Genomic DNA, 739 nt, shown 5'->3' with positions numbered 1-739 from the left:
ATCCTTTAAAGAAAGCGTAATAGCTCACTAGTCGAGTCGGCCTGCGCGGAAGATGTAACGGGGCTAAACATACCACCGAAGCTACGGCTGCGAACTTAGTTCGCGGGGTAGGGGAGCGTTCTGTAAGCGGCTGAAGGTGAACTGTAAGGTTTGCTGGACGTATCAGAAGTGCGAATGCTGACATGAGTAACGATAATGCGGGTGAAAAACCCGCACGCCGGAAGACCAAGGGTTCCTATCCCATGTTAATCAGGGTAGGGTGAGTCGACCCCTAAGGCGAGGCTGAAGAGCGTAGTCGATGGGAAACGGGTTAATATTCCCGTACTTGGTATAAATGCGATGGGGGGACGGAGCAGGCTAGGCAAGCATGGCGTTGGTTGTCCATGTGAAAGGCTGTAGGCTGGTGACTTAGGAAAATCCGGGTCGCTAAGGCTGAGAGTCGAGACGAGCTACTACGGTGGTGAAGTTGTTGATGCCCTACTTCCAGGAAAAGCCTCTAAGCTTCAGTTTATATCGAATCGTACCCTAAACCGACACAGGTGGTCAGGTAGAGAATACTAAGGCGCTTGAGAGAACTCGGGTGAAGGAACTAGGCAAAATTGTACCGTAACTTCGGGAGAAGGTACGCTCTTGTTTGTGAAGGACTTGCTCCGTAAGCAGACGAGAGCCGCAGTGACCAGGTGGCTGGGACTGTTTATTAAAAACACAGCACTGTGCAAAATCGTAAGATGACGTATAC

1 rRNA gene is annotated in these 739 nt (G+C 50.7%); it reads left to right on the top strand.

Features of this window, described 5'->3' with window-relative positions:
• Window positions 1-739, top strand: a 23S ribosomal RNA gene (locus ACXAH1_RS24655); the annotation flags it as partial.

The organism is Pseudoalteromonas sp. AWH4_217 (assembly GCF_056161105.1).
The sequence above is the reverse complement of the archived record's forward strand: the minus strand, read 5'-3'. Positions and strand labels throughout refer to the sequence as shown.